This window comes from Williamsia sp. Y721 (assembly GCF_059683565.1).
Map to the genome: position 1 here is coordinate 1,305,851 of NZ_JCASNH010000001.1, position 22,177 is coordinate 1,328,027.

A 22,177-nucleotide genomic window follows, 5' to 3' on the forward strand; every position below is an offset into this window, starting at 1 on the left:
AGCGGAAAATGACGAGCACCACATTGCCCCATTCTGATCACCTCGTCTCCGAACCGTTCCGGTCTCGGCGCAACAACTGGAACACCCACGTCCGTCGCCATGCAGAGATGAAGCCCGACGCGGTCGCCTTGCGTTTCGGCGGGCACGACACTTCGTGGAAGCAACTGGACGATCGGTCCACCGCATTCGCCGCAGCGCTGTACCGCCGTGGGGTTCGCTTCGGCGATCGGGTGCTGGTGCTGATGCTCAACCGCAGCGAATACGTCGAGGTGATCTTCGGCGCCAACCTGATCGGTGCGATCGCGGTGCCGGTCAACATCCGGATGACACCGCCCGAGATCGGCTTCCTGATCGCCGATTCGGGTGCCACCGTGATCGTCACCGAGTCGCTGCTCGCTCCGCTGGCGAATGCGGTCCGGGCGAGCACGCCCGGTGTGGAGAACCTGATCGTCGTCGGACCCTCCGATGTGGAAAACGCACTCGACTTCGACACCCTCGTCGCCAAGGATTCGTCGGACCTGCCGGCGATCGATGTGCCGGAAAACTCCACCGCGATGATCATGTACACCTCGGGAACCACCGGTAAACCCAAGGGCGCCATGCTTTCTCATTCGAACATGCAGGCACAGGCGGTCACCTGTATCACCGCACTGCAGATTCGAACCGACGACATCGGCTCGTGTGTCGCGCCGATGTTCCACATCGCGGCGATGGGTGCGATGGCACCGCTGTTCTACATGGGCGTGCCCACGGTGATCCACCCGCTTGGTGCATTTGATCCTGAGGCGTTGCTCGATGTGCTCGAGGCGGAACGGATCACCTCGATCTTCCTGGTGCCTGCACAGTGGCAGGTCGTGTGTGCGGTCCAGCAGGCCAAGCCGCGCAACCTCAAACTCCGGGTCATCTCGTGGGGCGCGGCGCCGGCCTCGGATACCGTGCTGCGCGCGATGTCCGACACCTTCCCGGACGCGGTGAACGTTGCGGTGTTCGGGCAGACCGAGATGTCGCCGATCACCTGTGTGCTTGAAGGCAAGGACGCGTTGCGCAAACTCGGCTCGGTCGGTCAGGTAATCCCGGCCGTGCAGGCGCGCGTGGTCGATGCGGAGATGAATGACGTCCCGGTGGGCGACGTCGGCGAGATCGTCTACCGCGGACCGACAATGATGGAAGGCTACTGGCAGAACCCGCAGGGGACGGCGGATGCGTTTGCCGGTGGCTGGTTCCATTCCGGAGATCTGGTGCGAATGGACGAAGAGGGGTTCGTCTACGTCGTCGACCGCAAGAAAGACATGATCATCTCCGGCGGCGAGAACATCTACTGCGCCGAGGTCGAGAACGCGCTGTTCGCCCATCCGAAGATCCTCGAGGCCGCGGTGGTCGGCCGGGCCGATGATCGTTGGGGCGAGGTACCGGTGGCGATCGTCGTCGTGAAGCCGGAGCAGACGCTCGAGTTCGACGAACTCATCGAGTTCCTGAACGAACACCTTGCGCGGTTCAAGCAGCCGAAGGAAATGATCATCGTCGATGAGTTGCCGCGCAACGCGTCCGGCAAGGTCATCAAGCCGTCGCTACGTAAGGAGTACGGCGGCAAGGATGCTGGGCTGCACTGACACCCAATCCAAAGTGCTACTGGCGGCAAAACTGAAACACGTTACACTTTTGCTGAAGACCGTGATTACGGTCACTGTTCGGTTGGAAGTCGCTCTGCGGTCATGGCCGGAGCGCGGCTGTTTGTAGGCACCGATGTGTGCCGCGATGGAGAGGGTTCGATGAAGACAAAAGGCGCATTGCTCAGGAACTTCAACGAGAAGTGGGCGATCGAGGAGATCGAAATCGGTGACCCGCGGCGCAGCGAGGTCAAGATCCGGATGGAAGCCGCGGGTATGTGCCACTCCGACCACCATCTGGTGACCGGAGGGATCCCGATGGGTGGGTTCCCCGTGCTCGGTGGGCACGAGGGTGCCGGCGTGATCGAGCAGGTCGGTGAGGGTGTCACCGATTTCGAGGTCGGCGACCATGTGGTGCTCTCGTTCATCCCGTCGTGTGGCAAGTGTCCGTCGTGCCGCTCGGGCCTGAGCAACCTGTGTGACTTCGGTGCCATGCTCCTGCAGGGTGAAGCGGTGTCGGATCATACGTTCCGAATCCAGACCGCCGCAGGGGAGAACGTCTACCCGATGACCCTGCTCGGCACCTTCTCGCCGTACATGGTGGTGCACGAGACGTCCGTCGTGAAGATCGACCCGTCGATCCCGTTCGAGGTCGCCTGCCTCGTGGGTTGTGGTGTGCCGACCGGGTACGGATCGGCGACCCACAGCGCCAATGTGAAGCCGGGAGAAGACGTAGCGATCGTCGGCTGTGGAGGTGTGGGTATCGCTGCGCTCCAGGGCGCCGTGATCTCGGGGGCCCGCAACGTCTTCGCCATCGACCCGGTGGAGTGGAAGCGTGAGCAGGCCCTGAAGTTCGGTGCCACACACGCATTCGCCAGCGTGGAAGAGGCCGCGATGACCATTGCCGAGGTGACCGCCGGTGGTATGGCCAAGAAGGTCATCGTCACGGTCGGTGAGGTGCACGGTAAGGATGTCGACCTGTGGATGGGTATCACCGCAAAAGCCGGCACCTGCGTCCTGACCGGTATGGGCAACATGATGGAGAACGAGGTCACGCTCAACCTGGCGATGCTGACCCTGCTCCAGAAAAATCTGCAGGGCACGATCTTCGGTGGCGCCAGCCCCAAGATCGATATCCCGCAACTGCTCTCGATGTACAAGATGGGCAAGCTCAATCTCGATGACATGGTCACGCGCCAGTACCGCCTCGACCAGATCAACGAGGGGTACCAGGACATGCTGGACGGCAAGAACATTCGCGGCGTGATTCGTTTCACCGACGAGGACCGCACCGTCTGATCGCTGGATTTTGTCCAAACGGCCGCGGGCCGGTGAGTGCCAGGCACTCACCGGCCCGCGGCCGTTGTCATGTGCGCTTTCTTGGTGTCCGAGCCGGGGCGTTTGCCGCGCACGCACCGGGCGTGATGGCATGGGCACATGCTCAAGCAACTCGACAGCTGGCCGGTGGATCTGGTCTCGGCGGCGGTGATGTCCGGTGGACAGGTGATCGAACAACACGGTGACACCGAGCACGTGTTCGCGCTCGCGTCGGTGACCAAATTGCTTGCCGCGCACGCGGCGCTGGTGGCGGTCGAGGAGGGGGCGATCGAACTCGACCAGCCCGCCGGTCCGCCCGGGTCCACCGTGCGACACCTGCTGGCGCATGCCTCGGGCCTCGACTTCGGCAGCCGCGAGGCGGTGGCCGGCGTGGGGGAGCAGCGCATCTATTCGAGCGCCGGGTTCGAGGTGCTGGCCGAGTTGATCGAAACCGAGGCCGACATCGCCTTCGACGAGTACCTCGCGCAGGCCGTCTGTGAACCACTCGGAATGACGTCGACCACGCTGCGCGGTTCGGCAGGCCACGGGGCGGATTCGACGGTCTCGGATCTGGCCGCGTTCGCCGCGGAGTTACTCGCGCCGAAGTTGGTCTCCGCGGGCTTGTTGCGCGAGGCGACATCGGTGCAGTTCCCGGGGCTGGACGGCTTCGTACCGGGCTATGGCAAACACCGGCCCTGTGACTGGGGCCTGGGGTACGAGATTCGGTCCCACAAGAGTCCGCACTGGACGGGGAGCCGGAACAGTCCGGAGACCTTTGGTCACTTCGGTCAGGCGGGAACGTTCCTGTGGGTGGACCCGGCGTTGTCCGCGGCCTGCGTGGTTCTCACCGATCGGGCCTTCGGTGCCTGGGCGAAGCCGCTGTGGAGCGACTTCAACGATTCGCTGGTGTCAGCTCTTTCGGATTGAAAACTATTTTCACTCAATACGCATGCGACACTAGCGCAACACGGGTCACTTGAGGCACAATAAATAACAAGTGTGTGGTATCCACTGTGGTTTCGCCAGGCGTTGGGGAAGACGTTCCTCGTCGAAACCGGAGGTGGAAAGTGCGCAACCTTAATCAGTTTGCGGACGTAACGGCAGGTGTGGTTTTTGTACATTCCGCACCGGTCGCGTTGTGCCCGCACGTCGAGTGGGCTCTTTCGTCGACTCTTGATGCCCGCGCGAATCTGAAGTGGTCTGCACAGGAGGCGAGTCCCGGCCTGCAGCGCGCCACCGTCGATTGGGTTGGACCGGTCGGAACGGGAGCGCGCATTGCCAATGCTCTGCGCGAATGGTCGGCCCTGCGGTTCGAGGTCACCGAGAACGCCAGTGACGGCGTGGACGGCGAACGCTTCTGCTTTGTGCCCGGACTCGGTCTGTGGCGTGGGTCGATGAGCGCCAACGGCGACGTCATCGTCGGTGAGATGCAACTGCGATCGCTCATGGAATCGCACGCCGACGGGATGGAACTCGCCGGCGCACTCGATGCCGCACTCGGCACGGCCTGGGACGAGGCATTGGAGTCGTTCCGCATGGGCGGCGCCGGCGCCGAGGTCACCTGGCTGCATCAGCGCGTGGGCTGACCGCGCACCACGCAACACAGCCACAAAAGCGGGCCCGGACTGAAAAGTCCGGGCCCGCTTTTGTGGCTTGTCAGATCACCGCGTCAGATCACAAGGGGATGTTCTTGTGACGTCCGCGGCGAGCCGGTGCCGAAGCGAGTGCCTCGGCGATGATGCTGCGGGTCTTGGCCGGGTCGATGATCTCGTCGACCACACCGATGGACTGGGCGCGGCCCACGCCACCGGCGATGGCTTCGTGCTCGACGGCCAGACGGTCGTGCAGTGCTTCGCGCTCGTCATCGGGTGCGGCAGCCAGCGCCTTCTTGTGCAGGATGCCGACCGCGGCCTTGGCGCCCATCACGGCGACCTCGGAACCGGGCCACGCGAAGACCGCCGTGGCGCCCAGTGCCCGCGAGTTCATCGCGATGTAGGCACCACCATAGATCTTGCGGGTCACCAGCGTGACGCGGGGGACCGAGCATTCGGCAAACGCGTGCAGCAGCTTTGCGCCGCGACGCACGACGCCGTCCCATTCCTGGCCGACACCGGGCAGGTAACCCGGAACGTCGGTCATGACGATCAGTGGGACGCCGAACGCGTCGCAGAGACGGACGAACCGAGCTGCCTTCTCAGCGCTCTCGGAGTTGAGGCAACCACCCATCCGCAGCGGGTTGTTGGCGATGACGCCAACGCTGCGTCCGGAGAGCCTGCCGAAACCGATCGTGATGTTCGGTGCCCACTTTGCCTGCAGCTCTTCGAAACTGGAGATCTCGGTTTCGCCGTCTGCAGCCACATCGGTGTCGAGCAGTGCCCGCACGATGGGATGGACGTCGTATGCGCGACGGTTGGACTCGGGCATCAGGGCCCGCAGGTCGGTATCGCCGGCCTCGGCCTTCTGCCGACTGAAATGTCCCTGCTGACCGAAGGTTCCGATCAGGCGACGGGCACGCCAGTAGGCGTCGGGCTCGGAGTCGGCGGTGATGTGCGAGACACCCGACTTCTTGCCGTGGGTCAGTGGCCCACCGAGCGACTCCATGTCGACGACCTCGCCGGTGACGCTCTTGACGACGTCCGGTCCGGTGACGAACACGCGGCCGGCAGGCGCCATGATGACCACATCGGTCAGGGCCGGTCCGTATGCCGCGCCGCCGGCGGCGAAGCCGACGACGATCGAGATCTGAGGGATGTACCCGGACGCCCGGACCATCGCCTCGAACACCTGGCCGACTGCGTGAAGGGCTTCGACGCCCTCAGCCAGTCGGGCGCCGCCGGAATGCCAGATCCCGACAACCGGGGCCTGCTCGGCGATGGCGGTATCGATGGAGTTGACGATGTGCTTGCAGCCCACCACCCCCATGGCCCCGCCCATCACGGTGCCGTCGGTGCAGTAGGCGACGGTGCGGACACCGTTCACCCGTCCGACGGCAGCCTGCACACCCGACTTGTCGCGGGGGTGCAGCAACGACATGGATGCTTCGTCGAAGAAATTGGTCAACCGCAGCAATGGATCCCGAGGATCGATGGATTCCTCTTGCTGTGTGATCGGGGCCATGGTGGTCATGAATCTCCTTAGATCTTCAGCGCCCGGTGAGAACTGGCTCAGGGGCGGCGGGGTTCAGTAGCGCCCAAAGGCGAGCGCAACGTTGTGCCCACCGAATCCGAACGAGTTGTTGATGGCGTAGTCGATCTGTCCGTAACGCGGCTCTCCGTGAACGACGTCGAGATCGCACTCCGGATCCTGATTGTCGAGATTCAGCGTCGGGGGAATGACGCCCTCTTCGATGGCCTTGATGGTCAGGATCGACTCCAGCGCACCCACAGCGCCGATGGAATGCCCCAGGGCAGACTTCGGTGCATACACCGCTGCGTGGTTACCCACCGCGATGTTGATCGCCAGGGCCTCGGCGGTGTCGCCGACCGAGGTGGATGTGGCGTGTGCGTTGACATGCGTGATGTCGGATTTCCCCAGACCAGCGGTCTGCAGAGCTCGTGACATCGCGCGTGCTGCGCCGGTGCCCTCCGGGTCAGGAGCGACCAGGTGGTACCCATCGGAAGTGATGCCGCCACCGAGTAGACGCGCATGGATGTGCGCGCCACGGGCGATGGCGTGGTCTTCGCGTTCGATGACCATCAGTGCAGCGGCCTCGCCGAAGACGAAGCCGTCACGGTCTTTGTCGAACGGACGAGAAGCGGCGGCAGGGTCTTCGTTACGGGTGCTCATCGCACGCATCATCGCGAAGCTGGCGATGGGGACCGAGTCGATATGACCCTCCACGCCACCGGTGACGACCATGTCGGCGTCACCCATGACGATCTGACGCCAGGCGTGCGCGATCGCTTCAGAACCCGAGGAGCAGGCCGAGACCGGGGTGATCACACCGGCCTTGGCGCCGATCTCGAGTCCGACCACCGCGGCCGGCCCATTGGGCATGGCCATCGGTACGGCGAGCGGGGAGACCTTGCGGTAGTTGCCGGTGTTGTGCATCGCGTTGTAGGCCTCGATGAGTGCGTCACCGCCACCCTGACCGGTACCGATGACAACGCCGAGGCGCTCTTTCTCGATATCCGGCTCGCCTGCCTGCGCCCACAGACGCTTGCCCATGACATAGGCGATCCGCTCGGTGTAGGCCATGCGTCGAGCCTGAACCCGAGAGACCTCCGTCGAGGGATCCTTCACCAGACGCCCACCGAACCGGACCGGGAGATCGAACTCCTCGACCCAGTCATCGGTGAGAGTCTTGATGCCACTCTCTCCGGCGAGAAGACCCTTCCACGTCGAATCGAGGTCTTCGCCGATGGATGTGGTCGCAACCATGGAGGTCACCACCACGTTCGGGAAATTCCCGCCGAGGGTGGAGTAATCGCGAAGAGAGTTAGTCACGGTCTGTCACTCACCGGTGTTCTTGTCGGCGTCGAGCTTTGCGCGGATGGCGTCGGCGGCATCGGCGTTCTCGGCTTCGAGCTTCTGGATGTAGTTCACGGCGTCACCAACGGTGCGCAGTCCGGCCAGATCCTCATCGGGGATCTTGACGCCGTACTTGTCTTCGGTCTGCACTGCGATTTCGACCATCGACAGCGAATCGATGTCGAGGTCGTCGACGAACGACTTCTCTACAGTCACCTCAGAGGGTTCAATGCCGGTGACCTCCTCGATGATCTCAGCGAGTCCGGCAATGATTTCTTCCTGGGCGGCGGCCACTGGGTGGCTCCCTTCATATTCGTGTTTCCGATGTTCCGGAGGACAGCGCGCGTGCGCGCTGCAATGGACGGATGTGGCGAGCAACTGTGCTCTCCTGCATCTCCCGGGGACGACGGCACAGGCGTGCCGTCGTCGCTATCCAAGTTCGGTGATGCCCGCGAGGTCGTCGGGGGTCTTGAGCGCGAGGGTCGGTGTTCCCTTCAGCTCGCGCTTTGCGATTCCGGCGAGAGTGCCGGCGGGGGGCAGCTCGATCAGTCCGGTGGTGGAGAGCTCGCGCATCGTCTGCGAGCAAAGATCCCACCGCACGGGCCGAGTGACCTGTGCGACGAGTTTATCGAGTGCGTCGCGACCGGAGGTGACCGGTGCACCGTCGGAGTTGGACAGCAGCGGCCGCGCCGGTTGTGATGGGTTGATATCGGCTGCCGCACGGGCAACTGCGTCCTGGGCCGGGGCCATGTATCGCGTGTGGAACGCACCGGCGACGGCGAGCTTGCGGACACGTGCCTTCTCCGGCGGGTTGGCGATCAGTTCATCGATAGCGGCGATCGCACCGGCTGCCACGATCTGCCCGGCCGCATTCCGGTTGGCCGGAACCAGATCGAGTTCTTCGAGGCGGGCCAGCACGGTGGCTTCGTCGCCACCGAGCACGGCGGCCATGGTGGTGGGCTCGAGAGCGCAGGCCTTGGCCATCTCGGCGCCACGGATGGCGGCCAGAGACACGGCCTCGTCGGCGGTCAGGACGCCGGCGATCGCGGCGGCGGCCAATTCTCCGACGGAATGGCCCGCGATCAGGGTGTCCGAGGGCAACGGGAAACGCTTGTCGATCTCGTCATAGGCGAGCAGTGCCGACACGACCACCAGAGGCTGGGTGACCGCGGTGTCGGTGATCTCGTCCGCCGTCGCGGTGGTCCCAAGGCGTTCGATCTCGAGCCCTGTCAGCTTCGACCAGGTCGCGACCTGGTCGCGTGCGCCGGGCAGCTCAAGCCATGGCGTGAGCATTCCGACGGTCTGAGAGCCCTGTCCGGGCGCAAGCAAGGTGAGCACCTGATCAGAGAACACCCTATTCGCCCTCGGTGAAGGTGCTGTACGCAATGAACCTTGGGCGACCCCTTTGTGGGATCCCTACAAAATTGCACAACAGCGTGCCTGCATCGTCACCTCACCGACATCCGTTACACCGTTGTGAATTGATGCACAACCGTAGCTTTTACTCGCTGGAGCCTGTGACAGGTGTGACTGTAGGGAAAATTGTGCGCATGTCGTGTCTAACCCGTGCCAATCTGCCAACGGTTGTTGCCACCCTCAGTACATAAGCATCACGGGGGTTCATTGGATCGCGACCAGTAATGTCCGAAATTCTCTTTAGTCGATATCGCACAGTATTCGGATGGACGAAGAGTTGGCGCGCACACGACTCGACGGACCCTCCGGAGTCCAGGTAGGCATCAAGAGTGGAAGTCAGGGTGTCGCCGCTTTTGGCGAGCGGCTTGACCAGCGAATCACTCAGTGTGGTCATGGCGGCCTGGTCGCCGAGCAATGCGCGTTCGGGCAGGAGCTCGAGGGAGTGGACCGGACGGGGTGCACTGGGCCAGCCGGCGACCGCCTCGATGCCGGCCAGGGCGTCGATGGCGCTGGCGTGCGCGGCACCCAGGTTGGGCCTGGTGGGTCCGATGACCACAGGCCCGTCGGCAAAGAGGATCAGCAGGTCGGTGATGAACGGGTCGCCAATCGTCACCGGACCGCTGACGATCGCGACGAGGAGACTGCCCTGGACCACCGACAGCGCTGCGCGGTCGTGCTGACGTGCGGTGTTGTGAACGGCGAGGGGAACCGAGACGTTGCGCTCGGGTGGCGGCATGCCCACTACGACGGTGGCGGTGGCCTCGGTGTCCCAGTTGAGTGCGGCGGCACGGGACAGCAGGGTGGGGCCGGTGTCGCCGCGGACCACGGCGTCGACGACGAGCGCTTCGAGTCGTGAGTCCCAGGCGCCGCGGGATTCTGCGGCCGATGCATAGATCGAGGCGGCGGCGAACCCGATCTCGCGGCCGTAGCGCAGAACGGCTTCTGTCAGGGCGCGGAGCTGGGCGTCGTTGCGGGCCAGGAGTGGCAGCCACTTCTCGAAGAATTCCATCGCGACCCGGACCATCTCGACGGTCTGCAGCAGGCTGATCCGGCGGGCGAGGTCCTGGGGTACCACCTGGAAGGCCTGCACCGTGAACTTGACGTTGCCCTCGGGATCTTGAAGCCATTCGACAAAGTTCACGACCGCGGTCTGGACCACGAGTTGGACGCTGGCCCGCTGACCCGCTTCGAGATCCTCGAAATAGGGCAACTGGTCTTGCATCGAATGGACGGCCTCGGTGGCCAGCCGTCCGCTGTACTGCTTCACGCGGCGGAGCAGGGTGTCCGGCAGGGCATCGTGAACATTCGCAGGTGCCGGGACGTGGGCGCCACGCGGGCCGAAGAGATCGCCTACGGGCTGATCACCCGTACGGGACTCAGTCATGGCTTCAATCTATGTCAGTCCCGGGTCCGATTGGGGACATGTCGACCGCAACAGCCGACCGCCCACCCGTTGGTCAACGGATGGGCGGTCGGATGGAAACGAAAGATCAGGCGCCGGGACCGGGATCGCTGGTCTGCTTCGGGGCAGCCAGTACATCTTCGATCTGATACTTCTCGGCGGCCTCGGCGGCAACCTTGATGTCGATGTGACCCTCGCGGGCGAGTGCCGAGAGGACACCGACCGCGATGGATTCACCATCGACGTTGAAGTAGCGGCGTGCGGCCGGTCGGGTGTCGGAGAATCCGAAACCGTCGGTGCCCAGGGTGAGATAGGTGCCCGGGACCCAGGCGCGGATCAGCTCGGGGACACCCCTCATGTAGTCGGTCGCCGCAACGAACGGTCCGGAGGCATCGGCAAGGACCTCCGTCAGGTAGGGCTGCGGATGGCTGCCTGCCGGTTCACGCAACGCTGCCTTCTCGTACTCGACCCCGTCACGGGCGAGCTCGCCCCAGGACGTCACCGAGTAGATGCTCGCGCCGACATTCCAGTCATCGGCCAAGAGCTGCTGTGCCTTGAGTGCGCTCGGCATTGCGACACCGGAGACCAGGATGTTGGCCGGGTACTGCTTGCCCTCGGGAGCATCGGCGAACTGGTAGATGCCCTTGAGAACGCCTGCGATATCAAGGTTTTCGGGCTGTGCGGGCTGTGTGATCGGCTCGTTGTAGATGGTGATGTAGTAGAAGATGTTCTCGGGATCTTCGCCGTACATCCGCCGCAGACCGTCGGAGATGATGTGTGCCAGCTCGTAACCGAACGCGGGGTCATAGGCCACTGCCGCCGGGTTGGTCGAGGCCAGCACGAGTGAATGACCATCGGCGTGCTGCAGACCCTCACCGGTCAGGGTGGTCCGGCCGGCGGTGGCGCCGAGCACGAACCCGCGGGCCATCTGGTCGGCCGCGGCCCACAAGCCGTCGCCCGTGCGCTGGAACCCGAACATCGAATAGAAGATGTACAGCGGGATCATCGGCTCATCGTGGGTGGCATACGAGGTGCCGACCGCGGTGAACGACGCCGTGGATCCGGCTTCGTTGATGCCCTCGTGCAGGATCTGGCCCTGCGGGCTCTCCTTGTAGGCGAGCATCAGTTCGGCGTCGACCGAGGTGTACAGCTGGCCGTTGCGGTTGTAGATCTTGAGCGTCGGGAACCAGGAGTCCATACCGAACGTGCGGGCCTCGTCCGGGATGATCGGCACCAGGCGCTTGCCGATCTCCTTGTCGCGCATCAGTTCCTTGAAGATGCGCACGATGGCCATCGTCGTGGCGACCTGCTGCTTGCCCGAACCCTTGCTCGCGAGCTTGATGGCACCGCTGGTGTCGGGCTTGAGCACCTTGCTCTTGGTGCGCCGCGCAGGCAGGAACCCGCCCAGTTGCTTACGGCGATCGAGCATGTACTCGATCTCCGGTGAGTCGGCCCCGGGGTGGTAGTACGGCGGCAGGTACGGATCTTTTTCGAGCTCGGCATCGCTGATCGGGATGCGGGTGCTGTCCCGGAAGTCCTTGAGATCGTCGAGGGTCAGCTTCTTCATCTGGTGCGTGGCGTTGCGGCCCTCGAAGTGCTTGCCGAGTGTGTAGCCCTTGATGGTGTGGGCCAGGATCACCGTCGGCTGGCCCTTGTGGGCCATCGCCGATGCGTACGCCGCGTGCACCTTGCGGTAGTCGTGACCACCGCGCTTGAGGCCCCAGATCTCGGCGTCGCTGAGGTCTTTGACCAGTTCCTTGGTGCGCGGATCGCGACCGAAGAAGTGCTCGCGGACGAACGCGCCGTCGTTGGCCTTGTAGGTCTGGTAGTCGCCGTCGGGGGTGCTGTTCATCAGATTCACCAGCGCACCGTCGCGGTCCTTGTGCAGGAGCGAGTCCCACTCGCGGCCCCAGATCACCTTGATGACGTTCCAGCCGGCGCCGCGGAAGAACGACTCGAGTTCCTGGATGATCTTGCCGTTGCCACGCACCGGGCCGTCGAGACGCTGCAGGTTGCAGTTGACCACGAAGGTCAGGTTGTCGAGACCTTCGGTGGCGGCGACGTGCGCCAGGCCACGCGACTCGGGCTCGTCCATCTCGCCGTCGCCGAGGAATGCCCAGACGTGCTGATCCTCGGTGTTCTTGATACCGCGATCGTTCAGGTAGTGGTTGAAGCGCGCCTGATAGATCGCGTTCATCGGACCCAGGCCCATGGAAACCGTTGGGAATTGCCAGAAGTCGGGCATCAACCGCGGATGCGGGTACGACGGCAGGCCGCCGCCGGCGTGGGAGTGCTCCTGGCGGAATCCGTCCATGCGGGATTCGTTGATGCGACCCTCGAGGAAGGCACGGGCGTAGATGCCGGGGGAGGCATGGCCCTGGATGAAGATCTGGTCGCCGCCGCCTGCGTGGTCCTGGCCGCGGAAGAAGTGGTTGAAGCCGACCTCATAGAGCGCGGCGGACGACGCGTAGGTGGAGATGTGGCCACCGACCCCGACGCCGGGACGCTGAGCGCGGTGCACCATGACGGCGGCGTTCCAACGGATGAATGAGCGGAACCGACGCTCGACCTCTTCGTCGCCCGGGAACCAGGGCTCGTTTTCGGTCGGGATCGTGTTGACGTAGTCGGTGGACGTCAGGGACGGGATCGACACCCGTTTGTCACCGGCTCGTTCGAGTAGACGCAGCAGGAGGTATCGGGCCCGGCCGGGGCCTGCATGTTCGAGGAGTCCGTCGAATGAATCGAGCCATTCGTCTGTCTCACTCGGGTCGATGTCGGGGAGGTACGACGCAACACCTTCCCGGATGACCCGTACTCGGGCCTGGTTCTTTGGTGCGTGAGTGCTGTCAGTCACTGCGTGCTCTTTCTCCTCGAGTCACTCGGCAGCGGTAGCTGCCGTAACGGGATCGACCCGCCGGAACCGGGGTGTGGTTCGGCGTTGTCTCAATCGTGCCGCAAGTGATGAGCGTTGGCATCGGTGTGCGGCAAAGTAACCCTACCCACGGGCGTTTCGTCGCCGGTTTGCGCGCTCGTCGTGCAGTATCTGGACTGTGAAGGTTTGGGGTGTGGCCGTCGTTGCGGTAATCGGGCTGGGCGTTTCCGGATGCGCGACCACGATTGACGGCTCAAGTTCCGTCGATGGTGGCCAGGTGTTCGCGTATCGGAGTGAGCAGTCGGCGGCCGCGGTGCAGTCGCAGGCCGCCGAATCGTCGCGACGCGCGCAAGCCGCCAAAAATCTCACGCTGGAATTGTGTTCGCAGTTCACTACCACCGTGGTGACGATGCTCAGCAGCTACAACGACTTCGTGACCAAACTCAATGAAGTGCAGTCCTATTCGGCAGTCGGTGGTGCCGCACAAGTGGCCATCGATCAGCTCAAAGCCGGTGAGCAGGCGATCAACGCCAAATTGGTGCCTGACGTAGAGCCTTCGGTGGGCCGGCTCGTACGCGCATTCTTCGTCAGAAATCAGGAGTTGGTGCGCGCCATCGAGGGCCAAAATCAGTCCGGACTCAACGATCCGGCGGCTCGGTGGATCGAGTCTCGGAACGCGGCGGTGGACGCTTGCGGGCAACTCTCCAGTTGAAAAAGCGGCATTCGGCTTGCAACTTGGGGGTTTACCCTGTTCGCTTGAGTGATCAAAGTGGGCACGGACCGTGTTCACCCATTTTTTTGACAGGAGGTCGTCGCGTTGGTTGCCGCTTCAGATGGTGATCGTGCCCAGAAGCTGGGAGTGACAGCGGGCATGATTGTGCAAGAACTGGGGTGGGATGAGGACACCGACGACGACTTGCGCGGCCTCATCGAAGACACCATCGACGCTGAGATGGTCGACGAGGATTCCGACGAGGTCATCGACATGGTTGTGCTGTGGTGGCGCGACGGTGACGGCGATCTGGTCGATGCGTTGATGGATGCCATCACGCCACTCGCCGACGACGGTTTCGTTTGGGTGTTGTCACCGAAGACCGGGGCTGACGGTTACGTCGACCCCACAGAGGTCGCAGAGGCGGCTCCTACCGCAGGGCTCACCCAGACCAGTGCCGTCAGTTTCGGTGAATGGCTGGGATCACGTTTGGTCCAACCGAAGACGCGGGTCGGCAAGAGAGCATGACTTCCTCTCTCGGTCGGGAGCTCAAGGTGGGAACCGAGGCTCCCGACTTCAGCCTGCGTGATCAAAACAACCAGATGGTCAGTCTCTCCGACTACCGCGGTGAGAAGAACGTTCTGCTGGTGTTTTTTCCACTGGCGTTCACCGGGACCTGCGAAGGCGAACTGAGCATGGTCCGGGATCGGTTGCCGTTGTTCTCGAACGAAAATTCCGAGTTCGTCGCGGTGTCGGTAGGCAGTTCGCCCACGCACAAGGTGTGGTCGTCGGCTCAGGGATACCTGTTCCCGATCCTGGCCGACTTCTGGCCGCACGGCGAGGTGTCCCAGGCTTATGGCGTCCTGAACAACGACAAGGGCTACCCCAATCGTGGAACATTCGTCATCGACAAGAACGGAATCATCACTTTTTCGGAAATGATGGATCCCGGTCAGGTCCGTGACCAGTCGCTTTGGGAGAAAGCTCTGGCCACGCTAAATTCTTGAGTGTGTCCGGCACCTTCGGGTGATCGGATGGGCGGCGAGTCCGAATGTTTTCTCTCGCCGTCGCGGCTGGCGAACTCGCCTTCGTTCAGCCGCCATGCGCGTATAGCTCAGCGGTAGAGCTCTGGTCTTACACACCAGCGGTCGGGGGTTCAAATCCCTCTGCGCGCACCGACATCGAACAACGGGCAAGCTTGCTCACAGTTCTCACACTCGCTCGCTCTGTAGCGCGAGCGAATGTGAGAAACGCGAGCGGCGTCAGCCTTCTTCTGTTTTCTGACCGAATCGGCCCTGCACCGTATCGAGGATCGAGATCCCCTGTGCGACGACGTTCGTCGCGAGTTCGTTGACGCCTTGGGCGCCGTTGAACACGGTGAGGTTGGCGCCTGCCAAGCCCTTGGACACCGCTTCGACGAGTTCGGGCAGCTGCTCGATCAGTAGCTGATCGAGGGAGATGCGGTCGTTCTCGGCCGCGGCAGCAGCCTGGATCCTGATGGCGTCGGCCTCGGCCTCGGCCAGGATGCGCGTGCGCTGTGCCTCGGCCTCGGCAGGTTTGATCACCTCGGACAGGAGTTGGCGCTCGCGCAGCTCCGCCGTGGTTTGTGCCAACTTGGTCTGTTCCGTGGTGATCTCCTGGGTCACGCGGGCCTGGGCGAGTGGACCGGCCTGCGCAGCTTCGGCGTTGGCCTTGTCGGTCTGGGATTTGATCTCGGCCCGCTTGAGGGCGGTCTCGCGCTCGTAGTCCGCCTGTGCCCGTGCAGATTTCTGCTGGGCTTCCACAGCTTGCTGCTCGGCAGCTGCCTGGGCGACAGCGGCATCGCGTTGCACCCGCGCGACCTCAGGGGCGGCGAGCGACTTGATGTAACCCGAACCGAGGTCGTCGATCGACTGGATCTGGAACGAGTCGACCTTCAATCCGATCAGGGTCAACTCGCGCTTCGACGCATCGAGGACCTGCCGGGCCAGAGTGTCGCGTTCACGAATGATCTGCTCGACGGTCATCGAACCGACGATGGAGCGCAGGTGCCCCGAAAAGATCTGTCCGGTCAACTGATTCATCTCGTTGGACTGTTCGGAGATGAATCGCTGTCCGGCGTTGACAATCGATTCCGTGTCCGAGCCGACCTTGTGCGCGATGACCGCGCGGACCTTGAGCTGGATGCCCTGTGTGGTCACGCAGGTCTCTTCGATGGCGGCCTCATGCATCGCCAGCGACAGGTAACTGACGCGGCGGAAGAACGGCATCACCCATTTGCCATGACCGATGATCACCAGGAACGGCGCGTTCTCGTCGTGCGACTTCTTTCCGGAGATGATCATCGCCTCGTCGGGATCGGGCACGTGATAACCGAGCATCTGTCATCCTGCTTTCAGTTGTATTCACCAGTTGTCTTGGCGTGCAGCGGCATTCGGTGTCGGGAACCATTTTTCGACGATCAGGCTCCCGTCGTCGGTCCTGTCGATCACCAAGATGCTGTCGCCGCGAGCGATGTCGACCGACGACGTCGCGACAAATAGTTGGCTTGCGCCACTCACGTTGAGGACGACCTCACCATATCCACCGGCCTCGATGGAGAGGTGCACGGTGCCGAGCTTGCCGACCATCGGTTCCACGGGCGTCGGGCCTTTGGGGCTCAGCGGTTCTTGCGCAATTTGAAGAGCTTGATGCCGTTGGCAATCGCGACGACGGGCCAGCAGATGATGGCCACCCACACGCTGAGGCTGTGGTCGTCGTTGACGATGTCGTAGATCGCCAGGGCGGTCAAGAGAATCGAGACGATCAAGACGATCACAAGGAGGTTTTTGGTGAGCGAGGCGCTCTTCGCCGAATCAGTGGTGGGCACGGGTCGAATATAGCCGGGGTGGTCACGTCATTCGATGTGAATTGTCGCGGTGACCGTGACGTCGGTATTTAGCGAATTGGCGATATAGCACTCGTGATGGGCCTGCTCGACAAGGGCCAGAACGTGATCGGGGTCCGTGCCAGGCGCCACCCGGATGGTGGGAGAGAGATCAATCGTGCTGATGCGGATCGGTGTGTCGGCATCGTCCATTGCCGCGGACGCATCGTCCTCGTAGCCGAGAACGTCGATTCCGGCGCGAGCGGCAACGGCAAGGAACGACAGCAACTGACATGAACTCGCTGCCAGCACAACAAGTTGTTCGGGGTTCATCAACTGCTCGCTGCCCCGGAAATGCGGGTCGGCGCTCAGCCCGATCTCGTCGAGCGCCGGCGGCGTCACGCCCCGGTGATCCCGCGAATATGTGCGATACCCGCTGCCGGTCGAACCTTGCCAGACGAGATGCGATGAATACGTGTGAGTCGCCATAAGGCACCGTAACTTCTGACCGCCCAACGAAGGTGGTTGTGTTGTGGTCGTGGAGAACATTGTGGGAGGCCAGGTCGACAAGCTCGGGCTCTGGGAGAAGCGCACAGAGTGGCCTTTGGCAATGGTTGCGGTGATTTTCCTTGTCGCCTATTCGATGCAGGTACTGGCCCGCCCGGAAGGGATTGCCGAACGCGCGCTGTCGGCGGTGGTCGCGGTGACGTGGCTGGCATTCGCCGTGGACTATGTTTGCCGACTGCTGTTGGCCACGCAGCGGTTTCGATGGTTCTGCCGGCACCTCATCGACCTCGCGATCGTCGCATTGCCCATCCTGCGGCCGCTGCGACTCCTGCGCCTGGTCATCTTGATCGGTGTGTTCCAGAAGGTGGTGGGCGGTGTCATCCGAGGACGGGTGATCATTTACACGGTGGCCAGTGCGATCCTGCTCATCTATGTTGCTTCGCTGGCGATTCTGGAAGCCGAGCGACCTCATGCCGAAGCAGGAATTCGGTCATTCGGCGAGGCGCTGTGGTGGTCGATCACCACTGTGACGACAGTCGGATATGGGGACTATGCGCCGGTTTCGGCAACGGGCCGAGTCATCGCGGGACTCTTGATGATCGGAGGGATCAGCCTGATCGGTGTGGTCACCGCTACGTTGGCATCCTGGATCGTGCAGCGGGTTGCAGAGGAGGACACGGCCAACCAGGCGGCAACCGCTGCGCATATCGATCTGCTCCGGAGTGAAGTCGCAGAGCTCAAGGTGATGCTGGCGGCAGCGATTCCTGTGCCGTTGCCGGGTAGCGGCGCGGCAGCCGGTCAGAACGCTGATCAGGCGTTGCGATAACGCTCGGCGGTCTTGAGGTGGAAGTCTGCAACGATGCGGCATTCGGTGCGCAATTCGGCGGGGGAGATGATGGTGAAGTCGGCGTCGAATGCGTACAGCCAGCGGGCAATCGACGTCAGGGATTTACCGAAGAGCGATACCTCGCAGCTGTTGACATCACCTGACTCGACTTCGCCCCAGGCGGAATCGACCATCTCCGCAACCTGTTCGAGTGGACTGTGGATTCGCACCCGGGCAGTGGACTGGCGGTACACCGACCCGATGCTGGCGGCGATGAACGCCGCAGCACCACCTTCGGGGAGTTCGCGTGGGGTGAAGCGGGGGCCGGTCGGGATCTTCGGGGTGAGGCGATCGACGCGGAATGAGCGCCAGTCGTCGCGTCCGAGGTCCCAGGCCAGTAGATACCAGCGTAATCCGCTGCGCACCAACCGATATGGTTCCACCTCGCGCCGGGTCTCGGCACCGTCGCGGGCGCGGTAGTCGAAACGCAGGCGTTCGTGACGATGGCAGACCGCCGCAACGTCGGACAGGACGGTCGCCTCGACCTGGGACACGTACGCCCGCATCGGGGTGGCATCGATCTGGAGGGAATCGAGCCGGTGACGAAGCCGAGATGGCATCACCTGCCGCAACTTCGACATCGCCCGCGCTCCGGCTTCGTCGAGCCCGGTGACCGACGCCGTGGCACCGGCTCCGAGCCCGAGCGCCACCGCCAGGACCTCTTGGTCGTCGAGGAGCAGCGGAGGCATCTCGGCGCCGGCGCCGAGTTGGTAGCCGCCGCCGACACCCACCGTGCCGTCCACCGGATAGCCGAGTTCGCGGAGTCGGTCGATGTCCCGACGGACCGTACGGGTGGTGATGTTCAGGCGTTCGGCCAGATCTGCACCCGACCATTCTTTGCGGGTCTGCAACAGGCTCAGTAGGCGGAGCAGTCGCGCTGACGTGTCCAACATGCTTTTCACCATGCCAGATATTGCGGACTGATTCTGTCCTCATTGCGTCGTAACTTCATGTCAACGCAGTTCACGGGCAACCTTCTGGAGGGACATGATGACAATCAGCACCGGTAAGACGGCGCCGGCGATCGAGGTCGCGGCACTGACCAAGACATTCAAACAGGGGAAGAACACTGTTGAGGCGGTCAAGGGAATCGACCTGACCGTGGCCGAAGGGGAGCTGCTGGCCCTGCTCGGTCCGAACGGGGCGGGAAAATCTACGACCCTACGCATGATCACCACGCTGCTGCGGCCGACCTCGGGTTCGGCCTGGCTTGCCGGCCACAACATCGCCGACGACCCGGACGCCGTCCGGCGCCAGATCGGTTACGTCGGCCAGGGAAACGGCGGTGGCAACAACCAGCGCGTCCGTGAAGAACTCGTGACCCAGGGGCTGTGCTACGGCATGAAGAAGTCCGAAAGTGCTGCCCGTGCAAATGAACTGATCGGCGCGCTCGATCTGAGCGGCATGGAGAACAGGAAAGTCAGCACTCTATCGGGTGGGCAACGTCGCCGCCTCGACATCGCCCTCGGGATAGTTCATCGGCCGCCGGTGATCTTCCTCGACGAACCGACCACCGGGATGGATCCGCAGAGCCGAGCCAACCTGTGGACACACATCCAACGACTGCGCGCCGAGACCGGAGCCACCATTGTGCTGACCACGCACTACCTCGAAGAAGCCGACACGATGGCCGAACGGGTGGTCGTCATCGACAAGGGCACCGTGATCGCCGACGACTCCGCGGCTGCGCTGAAAGACAAACTGTCCGGCGACCGCATCGAGTTCACCGTGGACTCGACCGCCGACGCCGACGAATTGGCCCGCCTGGCAACAAGTTTTGACCAGACCCGGGGCGCCACAGTTGACGCACTGACCGTGGGACTGCAGGTGGAGGGCGCCGATGTGATGCTGCCGAAGTTGATCGCCGCGGCCACCGAGCGGGCGATCACCATTCGAACGGCACAGGCGACCCGTCCGACCCTCGACGACGTCTTCCTCTCACTCACCGGGCGCAGCCTGCGCGAATCCGCAGCCGCCTGATCCACTGCATCCAAGGAGAATTCAGATGACAACAAACATCGTCCGAGACAGTTCGATCGTCCTGGTTCGCGAGCTACGTCCCACCATCCGTGACCCGTTCACGGTAATCTTCAGCCTGGTGCAACCGTTGATTCTGCTGGCACTGTTCGGCCCGCTTCTCAAAGGTGTTCCGGGCGCGGCAGATTCGGGCAACGTCTGGAATTGGTTCATCCCGGGTGTACTTGCGATGATCGCGATCTTCGGAACCTCGATGACCGGCGCCAACCTGCTCGATGAGATGCACAGCGGTAGTCATGAACGGATGCTGGTGACCCCACTGAGCCGCAGTTCGCTGCTGCTCGGCCGCGCTCTCAAAGAGATGGTCCCGCTGGCGGCGCAGGCAGTGGTCATCCTCTTGATCGGATTGCCGCTGGGCTTCGACATCAACATCGGGGGAGCGGTGATCGGGATCGGAATCCTGGCCGTCTTCGGTGTCGGACTGGGGTCGTTGTCGTACAGCTTGGCGCTGGCTGTCCGCGACCAGGATTGGGTGTTCTGGACCGTGCAGCAGACCCTGATGTTCCCGCTGCTGATCCTGTCGGGAACGATGCTGCCGCTCGACGACGCACCCGGATGGATGCGGTTTCTGGTCAACATCAATCCGTTGCACTACGTCGTCGAAGCCGAACGGGCGCTCTTTGTCGGCGACTTCGATTTCTCGGTGATCGGTGCCGGTGCACTGGCCGCGATCTTGATGGCGTGCGGCGGTCTGGCCGTGGGCATTCGGGCGATGGGCGCGGCCTCCCGAGCCTGACCCCGCCCTCCGAAACTGTGCCCTTTTGGCGAACAAAAACCCCAGGTGGGGTAGGCCAAAGGGCACACTTTCGGGGTGGGTCAGGTGAGGATGTTTGCGGCCTTGGCGGCGCGGAGCCAGTCGGGGAACTCGGAGAGCAGCCGCTGGTAGAGCTCGTCGTCGGAGACCTTGTCGATGTCGTCGAGGGCGAAGAAGCCGGCGTTGTCGACCACACGGCCGTCCATCTCATCGAGCTGTTCGAGTACGCCGTAGTTCGCCTTGCCGATGCCGACGAACTGCCAGAAGACGGGGACGTTGGACGCCGCCCGCATCAAATCGGTGATCGGGCCTTTCTTACGGAATCCGCCGTCGGTGAAGAACAGGACCAGCACCGGATACCCCGGAGTCACCGAACCGAGGATTTCGTTCATGATCGGCAGCTCGTCGTTGGTGGCACCGATCTCGTCGTAGTCGAACCCGCCGTGCTTGCCGTAGATGTGGAGGTACTCGCCGGTCCAGGCTTCGATGTTGCCGACGCTGATGTCCGGCACCCGGACGAAGGACTTGGCGTACATGTACGGCTCGAGCTGTCCGTCGTCGTCGATCTGGGTGGCCACGGCCAACATTCGCTCGACAACGCGGTGAATCACTTTTTTGGAGTACTGCTTGGCCATGCTCCCGGTCTTGTCGATGACGATGACGACCCGAGCGCGCACACCGGTGGCGTTCTTGGAGAGCAGAACCTTGTGGACTTCACGCTTTCGCATATCGAGGCGCTGACGCTTTTCGAGAGAGAGTTTCTCCTCTCCCGCAATATTTCTCACTTCTGGTTCGGTCGGTGGGGGTGTGGCCGGGGCGTCGTCGACACTCACCCCGTGCTCGCGGACGAGGTCGGCGAATCCGCGGTCCCATCCGGCGCTGACGTTCCGGATCTTCCATTGACCGCTGCGCCGGTAGACCTCGCCGAGTACGGCCGCACGCTCGGTCGTGAGTCCGCTGGCCGGCAGTTCCACCGTGACGTCGGAGCCACTGACGGCGACGGCGAGGCCGGGCAGCGAGGCCAGGCCCGCGGTGAAACCCTCATCGCAGGCGACCGCAATGGCGATGGTGTCGATGTCGGTGGGGATTCGCGAGAGGTCGATCGAGAGTGTGGCGGTCCCGGACAGGACAACAGCGCCTTCCGGGGAAGTCGGCTGGTTGAAGAAGATGAAGTCGTTGTCGGTGCGCGTCTTGTGATTGCCTGCCAATTGGAAGGCCATCACATCGACCATGCCGGGTTGGGCTCCAGAGACCTCAACCGTCAAAGGACCGGTATCGATGGGAGTATTGGCGCCACGCGTCAGGGAAACCATCGGCCCATTATCTACAGCCCCGATAGGTCCGCGCGGGAC

General features: G+C 63.2%; 22 protein-coding genes and 1 tRNA gene. 11 read left to right on the forward strand and 12 right to left on the reverse strand.

Going from position 1 to position 22,177, the window contains the following annotated elements:
- Positions 1 to 8: 8 nt before the first annotated feature.
- From fadD5 to AC56PL_RS05790, 4 genes are all read left to right on the forward strand, one after another.
- Positions 9 to 1,610 carry a fatty-acid--CoA ligase FadD5 gene (fadD5, locus tag AC56PL_RS05775; protein ID WP_497153221.1) on the forward strand — a complete coding sequence of 534 codons (1,602 nt, stop codon included), beginning with the start codon at positions 9 to 11 and terminating at the stop codon, positions 1,608 to 1,610.
- Positions 1,611 to 1,769: 159 nt separating this feature from the next.
- Positions 1,770 to 2,906: an NDMA-dependent alcohol dehydrogenase gene (locus tag AC56PL_RS05780; protein ID WP_495515400.1), complete on the forward strand. Its 1,137-nt coding sequence runs from the start codon at positions 1,770 to 1,772 to the stop codon at positions 2,904 to 2,906.
- A 138-nt stretch (positions 2,907 to 3,044) separates the two neighbouring features.
- Entirely contained in the window at positions 3,045 to 3,851 is an 807-nt protein-coding gene (locus AC56PL_RS05785) for a serine hydrolase domain-containing protein (protein ID WP_497153222.1), read from the forward strand.
- Between the two features lie 140 nt (positions 3,852 to 3,991).
- Positions 3,992 to 4,510, forward strand: coding sequence for a DUF3145 domain-containing protein (locus AC56PL_RS05790; protein WP_482143922.1), 519 nt, complete (start codon positions 3,992 to 3,994; stop codon positions 4,508 to 4,510).
- An 88-nt stretch (positions 4,511 to 4,598) separates the two neighbouring features.
- Here AC56PL_RS05790 and AC56PL_RS05795 read toward each other — a convergent pair whose 3' ends face one another.
- The 6 genes from AC56PL_RS05795 to aceE all read right to left on the reverse strand — a co-directional run bounded on the left by AC56PL_RS05795 (position 4,599) and on the right by aceE (position 13,066).
- Positions 4,599 to 6,050, reverse strand: a complete 1,452-nt coding sequence (locus tag AC56PL_RS05795) for a carboxyl transferase domain-containing protein (protein WP_495515402.1) — start codon at positions 6,048 to 6,050, stop codon at positions 4,599 to 4,601.
- A 54-nt stretch (positions 6,051 to 6,104) separates the two neighbouring features.
- On the reverse strand, positions 6,105 to 7,370 hold the full coding sequence (locus tag AC56PL_RS05800) for a KasA/KasB family beta-ketoacyl-ACP synthase (RefSeq protein ID WP_495515403.1): 1,266 nt from the start codon (positions 7,368 to 7,370) through the stop codon (positions 6,105 to 6,107).
- A gap of 6 nt (positions 7,371 to 7,376) precedes the next feature.
- Positions 7,377 to 7,688: a meromycolate extension acyl carrier protein AcpM gene (gene acpM / locus AC56PL_RS05805; protein WP_020105643.1), complete on the reverse strand. Its 312-nt coding sequence runs from the start codon at positions 7,686 to 7,688 to the stop codon at positions 7,377 to 7,379.
- 135 nt (positions 7,689 to 7,823) lie between these two features.
- Positions 7,824 to 8,732 (reverse strand): acyltransferase domain-containing protein, encoded by a 909-nt coding sequence (locus tag AC56PL_RS05810; RefSeq protein WP_495516057.1) that lies wholly within the window; start codon positions 8,730 to 8,732, stop codon positions 7,824 to 7,826.
- A 163-nt stretch (positions 8,733 to 8,895) separates the two neighbouring features.
- Positions 8,896 to 10,194, reverse strand: a complete 1,299-nt coding sequence (locus AC56PL_RS05815; RefSeq protein WP_495515404.1) for a helix-turn-helix domain-containing protein — start codon at positions 10,192 to 10,194, stop codon at positions 8,896 to 8,898.
- A 106-nt stretch (positions 10,195 to 10,300) separates the two neighbouring features.
- A complete protein-coding gene (aceE, locus tag AC56PL_RS05820) occupies positions 10,301 to 13,066 on the reverse strand; it encodes a pyruvate dehydrogenase (acetyl-transferring), homodimeric type (RefSeq protein WP_495515405.1) in 2,766 nt (921 codons plus the stop codon).
- Between the two features lie 211 nt (positions 13,067 to 13,277).
- Here aceE and AC56PL_RS05825 point away from each other — a divergent pair, with 211 nt between their 5' ends.
- The 4 genes from AC56PL_RS05825 (at position 13,278) to AC56PL_RS05840 (ending at position 14,971) form a co-directional block, all read left to right on the forward strand.
- Positions 13,278 to 13,796: an Rv2240c family protein gene (locus AC56PL_RS05825; protein WP_497153223.1), complete on the forward strand. Its 519-nt coding sequence runs from the start codon at positions 13,278 to 13,280 to the stop codon at positions 13,794 to 13,796.
- A gap of 105 nt (positions 13,797 to 13,901) precedes the next feature.
- Positions 13,902 to 14,324 (forward strand): DUF3052 domain-containing protein, encoded by a 423-nt coding sequence (locus AC56PL_RS05830; protein WP_482134955.1) that lies wholly within the window; start codon positions 13,902 to 13,904, stop codon positions 14,322 to 14,324.
- A complete protein-coding gene (locus tag AC56PL_RS05835; RefSeq protein WP_495515407.1) occupies positions 14,321 to 14,803 on the forward strand; it encodes a redoxin domain-containing protein in 483 nt (160 codons plus the stop codon). The genes AC56PL_RS05830 and AC56PL_RS05835 overlap by 4 nt, the downstream gene beginning before the upstream one ends.
- 96 nt (positions 14,804 to 14,899) lie before the next feature.
- Positions 14,900 to 14,971: transfer RNA gene (locus AC56PL_RS05840), tRNA-Val, on the forward strand.
- A gap of 87 nt (positions 14,972 to 15,058) precedes the next feature.
- On the opposite strand, the gene AC56PL_RS05845 is transcribed toward AC56PL_RS05840, so the two are convergent.
- The 4 genes from AC56PL_RS05845 to AC56PL_RS05860 are packed head-to-tail and all read right to left on the reverse strand — an operon-like array spanning position 15,059 to position 17,130.
- Positions 15,059 to 16,156 (reverse strand): SPFH domain-containing protein, encoded by a 1,098-nt coding sequence (locus tag AC56PL_RS05845; RefSeq protein WP_497153224.1) that lies wholly within the window; start codon positions 16,154 to 16,156, stop codon positions 15,059 to 15,061.
- A 24-nt stretch (positions 16,157 to 16,180) separates the two neighbouring features.
- The gene (locus tag AC56PL_RS05850; RefSeq protein WP_497153568.1) at positions 16,181 to 16,405 is read right to left on the reverse strand and encodes an NfeD C-terminal domain-containing protein; all 225 of its coding nucleotides are present in this window, start codon (positions 16,403 to 16,405) and stop codon (positions 16,181 to 16,183) included.
- Positions 16,406 to 16,434: 29 nt separating this feature from the next.
- Complete coding sequence (locus tag AC56PL_RS05855; protein ID WP_495515409.1) at positions 16,435 to 16,644, reverse strand: hypothetical protein; 210 nt, start codon at positions 16,642 to 16,644, stop codon at positions 16,435 to 16,437.
- Between the two features lie 27 nt (positions 16,645 to 16,671).
- A complete protein-coding gene (locus tag AC56PL_RS05860) occupies positions 16,672 to 17,130 on the reverse strand; it encodes an OsmC family protein (RefSeq protein WP_495515410.1) in 459 nt (152 codons plus the stop codon).
- A gap of 121 nt (positions 17,131 to 17,251) precedes the next feature.
- On the opposite strand from AC56PL_RS05860, the gene AC56PL_RS05865 reads away from it, so the two are divergent.
- Positions 17,252 to 17,974, forward strand: coding sequence for an ion channel (locus AC56PL_RS05865; RefSeq protein WP_495516059.1), 723 nt, complete (start codon positions 17,252 to 17,254; stop codon positions 17,972 to 17,974).
- On the opposite strand, the gene AC56PL_RS05870 is transcribed toward AC56PL_RS05865, so the two are convergent.
- Positions 17,959 to 18,927: a helix-turn-helix transcriptional regulator gene (locus AC56PL_RS05870; protein WP_497153225.1), complete on the reverse strand. Its 969-nt coding sequence runs from the start codon at positions 18,925 to 18,927 to the stop codon at positions 17,959 to 17,961. The two genes, AC56PL_RS05865 and AC56PL_RS05870, sit on opposite strands and share 16 nt — an antisense overlap.
- A gap of 94 nt (positions 18,928 to 19,021) precedes the next feature.
- Here AC56PL_RS05870 and AC56PL_RS05875 point away from each other — a divergent pair, with 94 nt between their 5' ends.
- Positions 19,022 to 20,014, forward strand: coding sequence for an ABC transporter ATP-binding protein (locus AC56PL_RS05875; protein ID WP_497153226.1), 993 nt, complete (start codon positions 19,022 to 19,024; stop codon positions 20,012 to 20,014).
- Between the two features lie 25 nt (positions 20,015 to 20,039).
- Positions 20,040 to 20,807, forward strand: coding sequence for an ABC transporter permease (locus AC56PL_RS05880; protein ID WP_495515413.1), 768 nt, complete (start codon positions 20,040 to 20,042; stop codon positions 20,805 to 20,807).
- 80 nt (positions 20,808 to 20,887) lie between these two features.
- Here AC56PL_RS05880 and AC56PL_RS05885 read toward each other — a convergent pair whose 3' ends face one another.
- Positions 20,888 to 22,138, reverse strand: coding sequence for a vWA domain-containing protein (locus tag AC56PL_RS05885; protein ID WP_497153227.1), 1,251 nt, complete (start codon positions 22,136 to 22,138; stop codon positions 20,888 to 20,890).
- Positions 22,139 to 22,177: the final 39 nt, after the last annotated feature.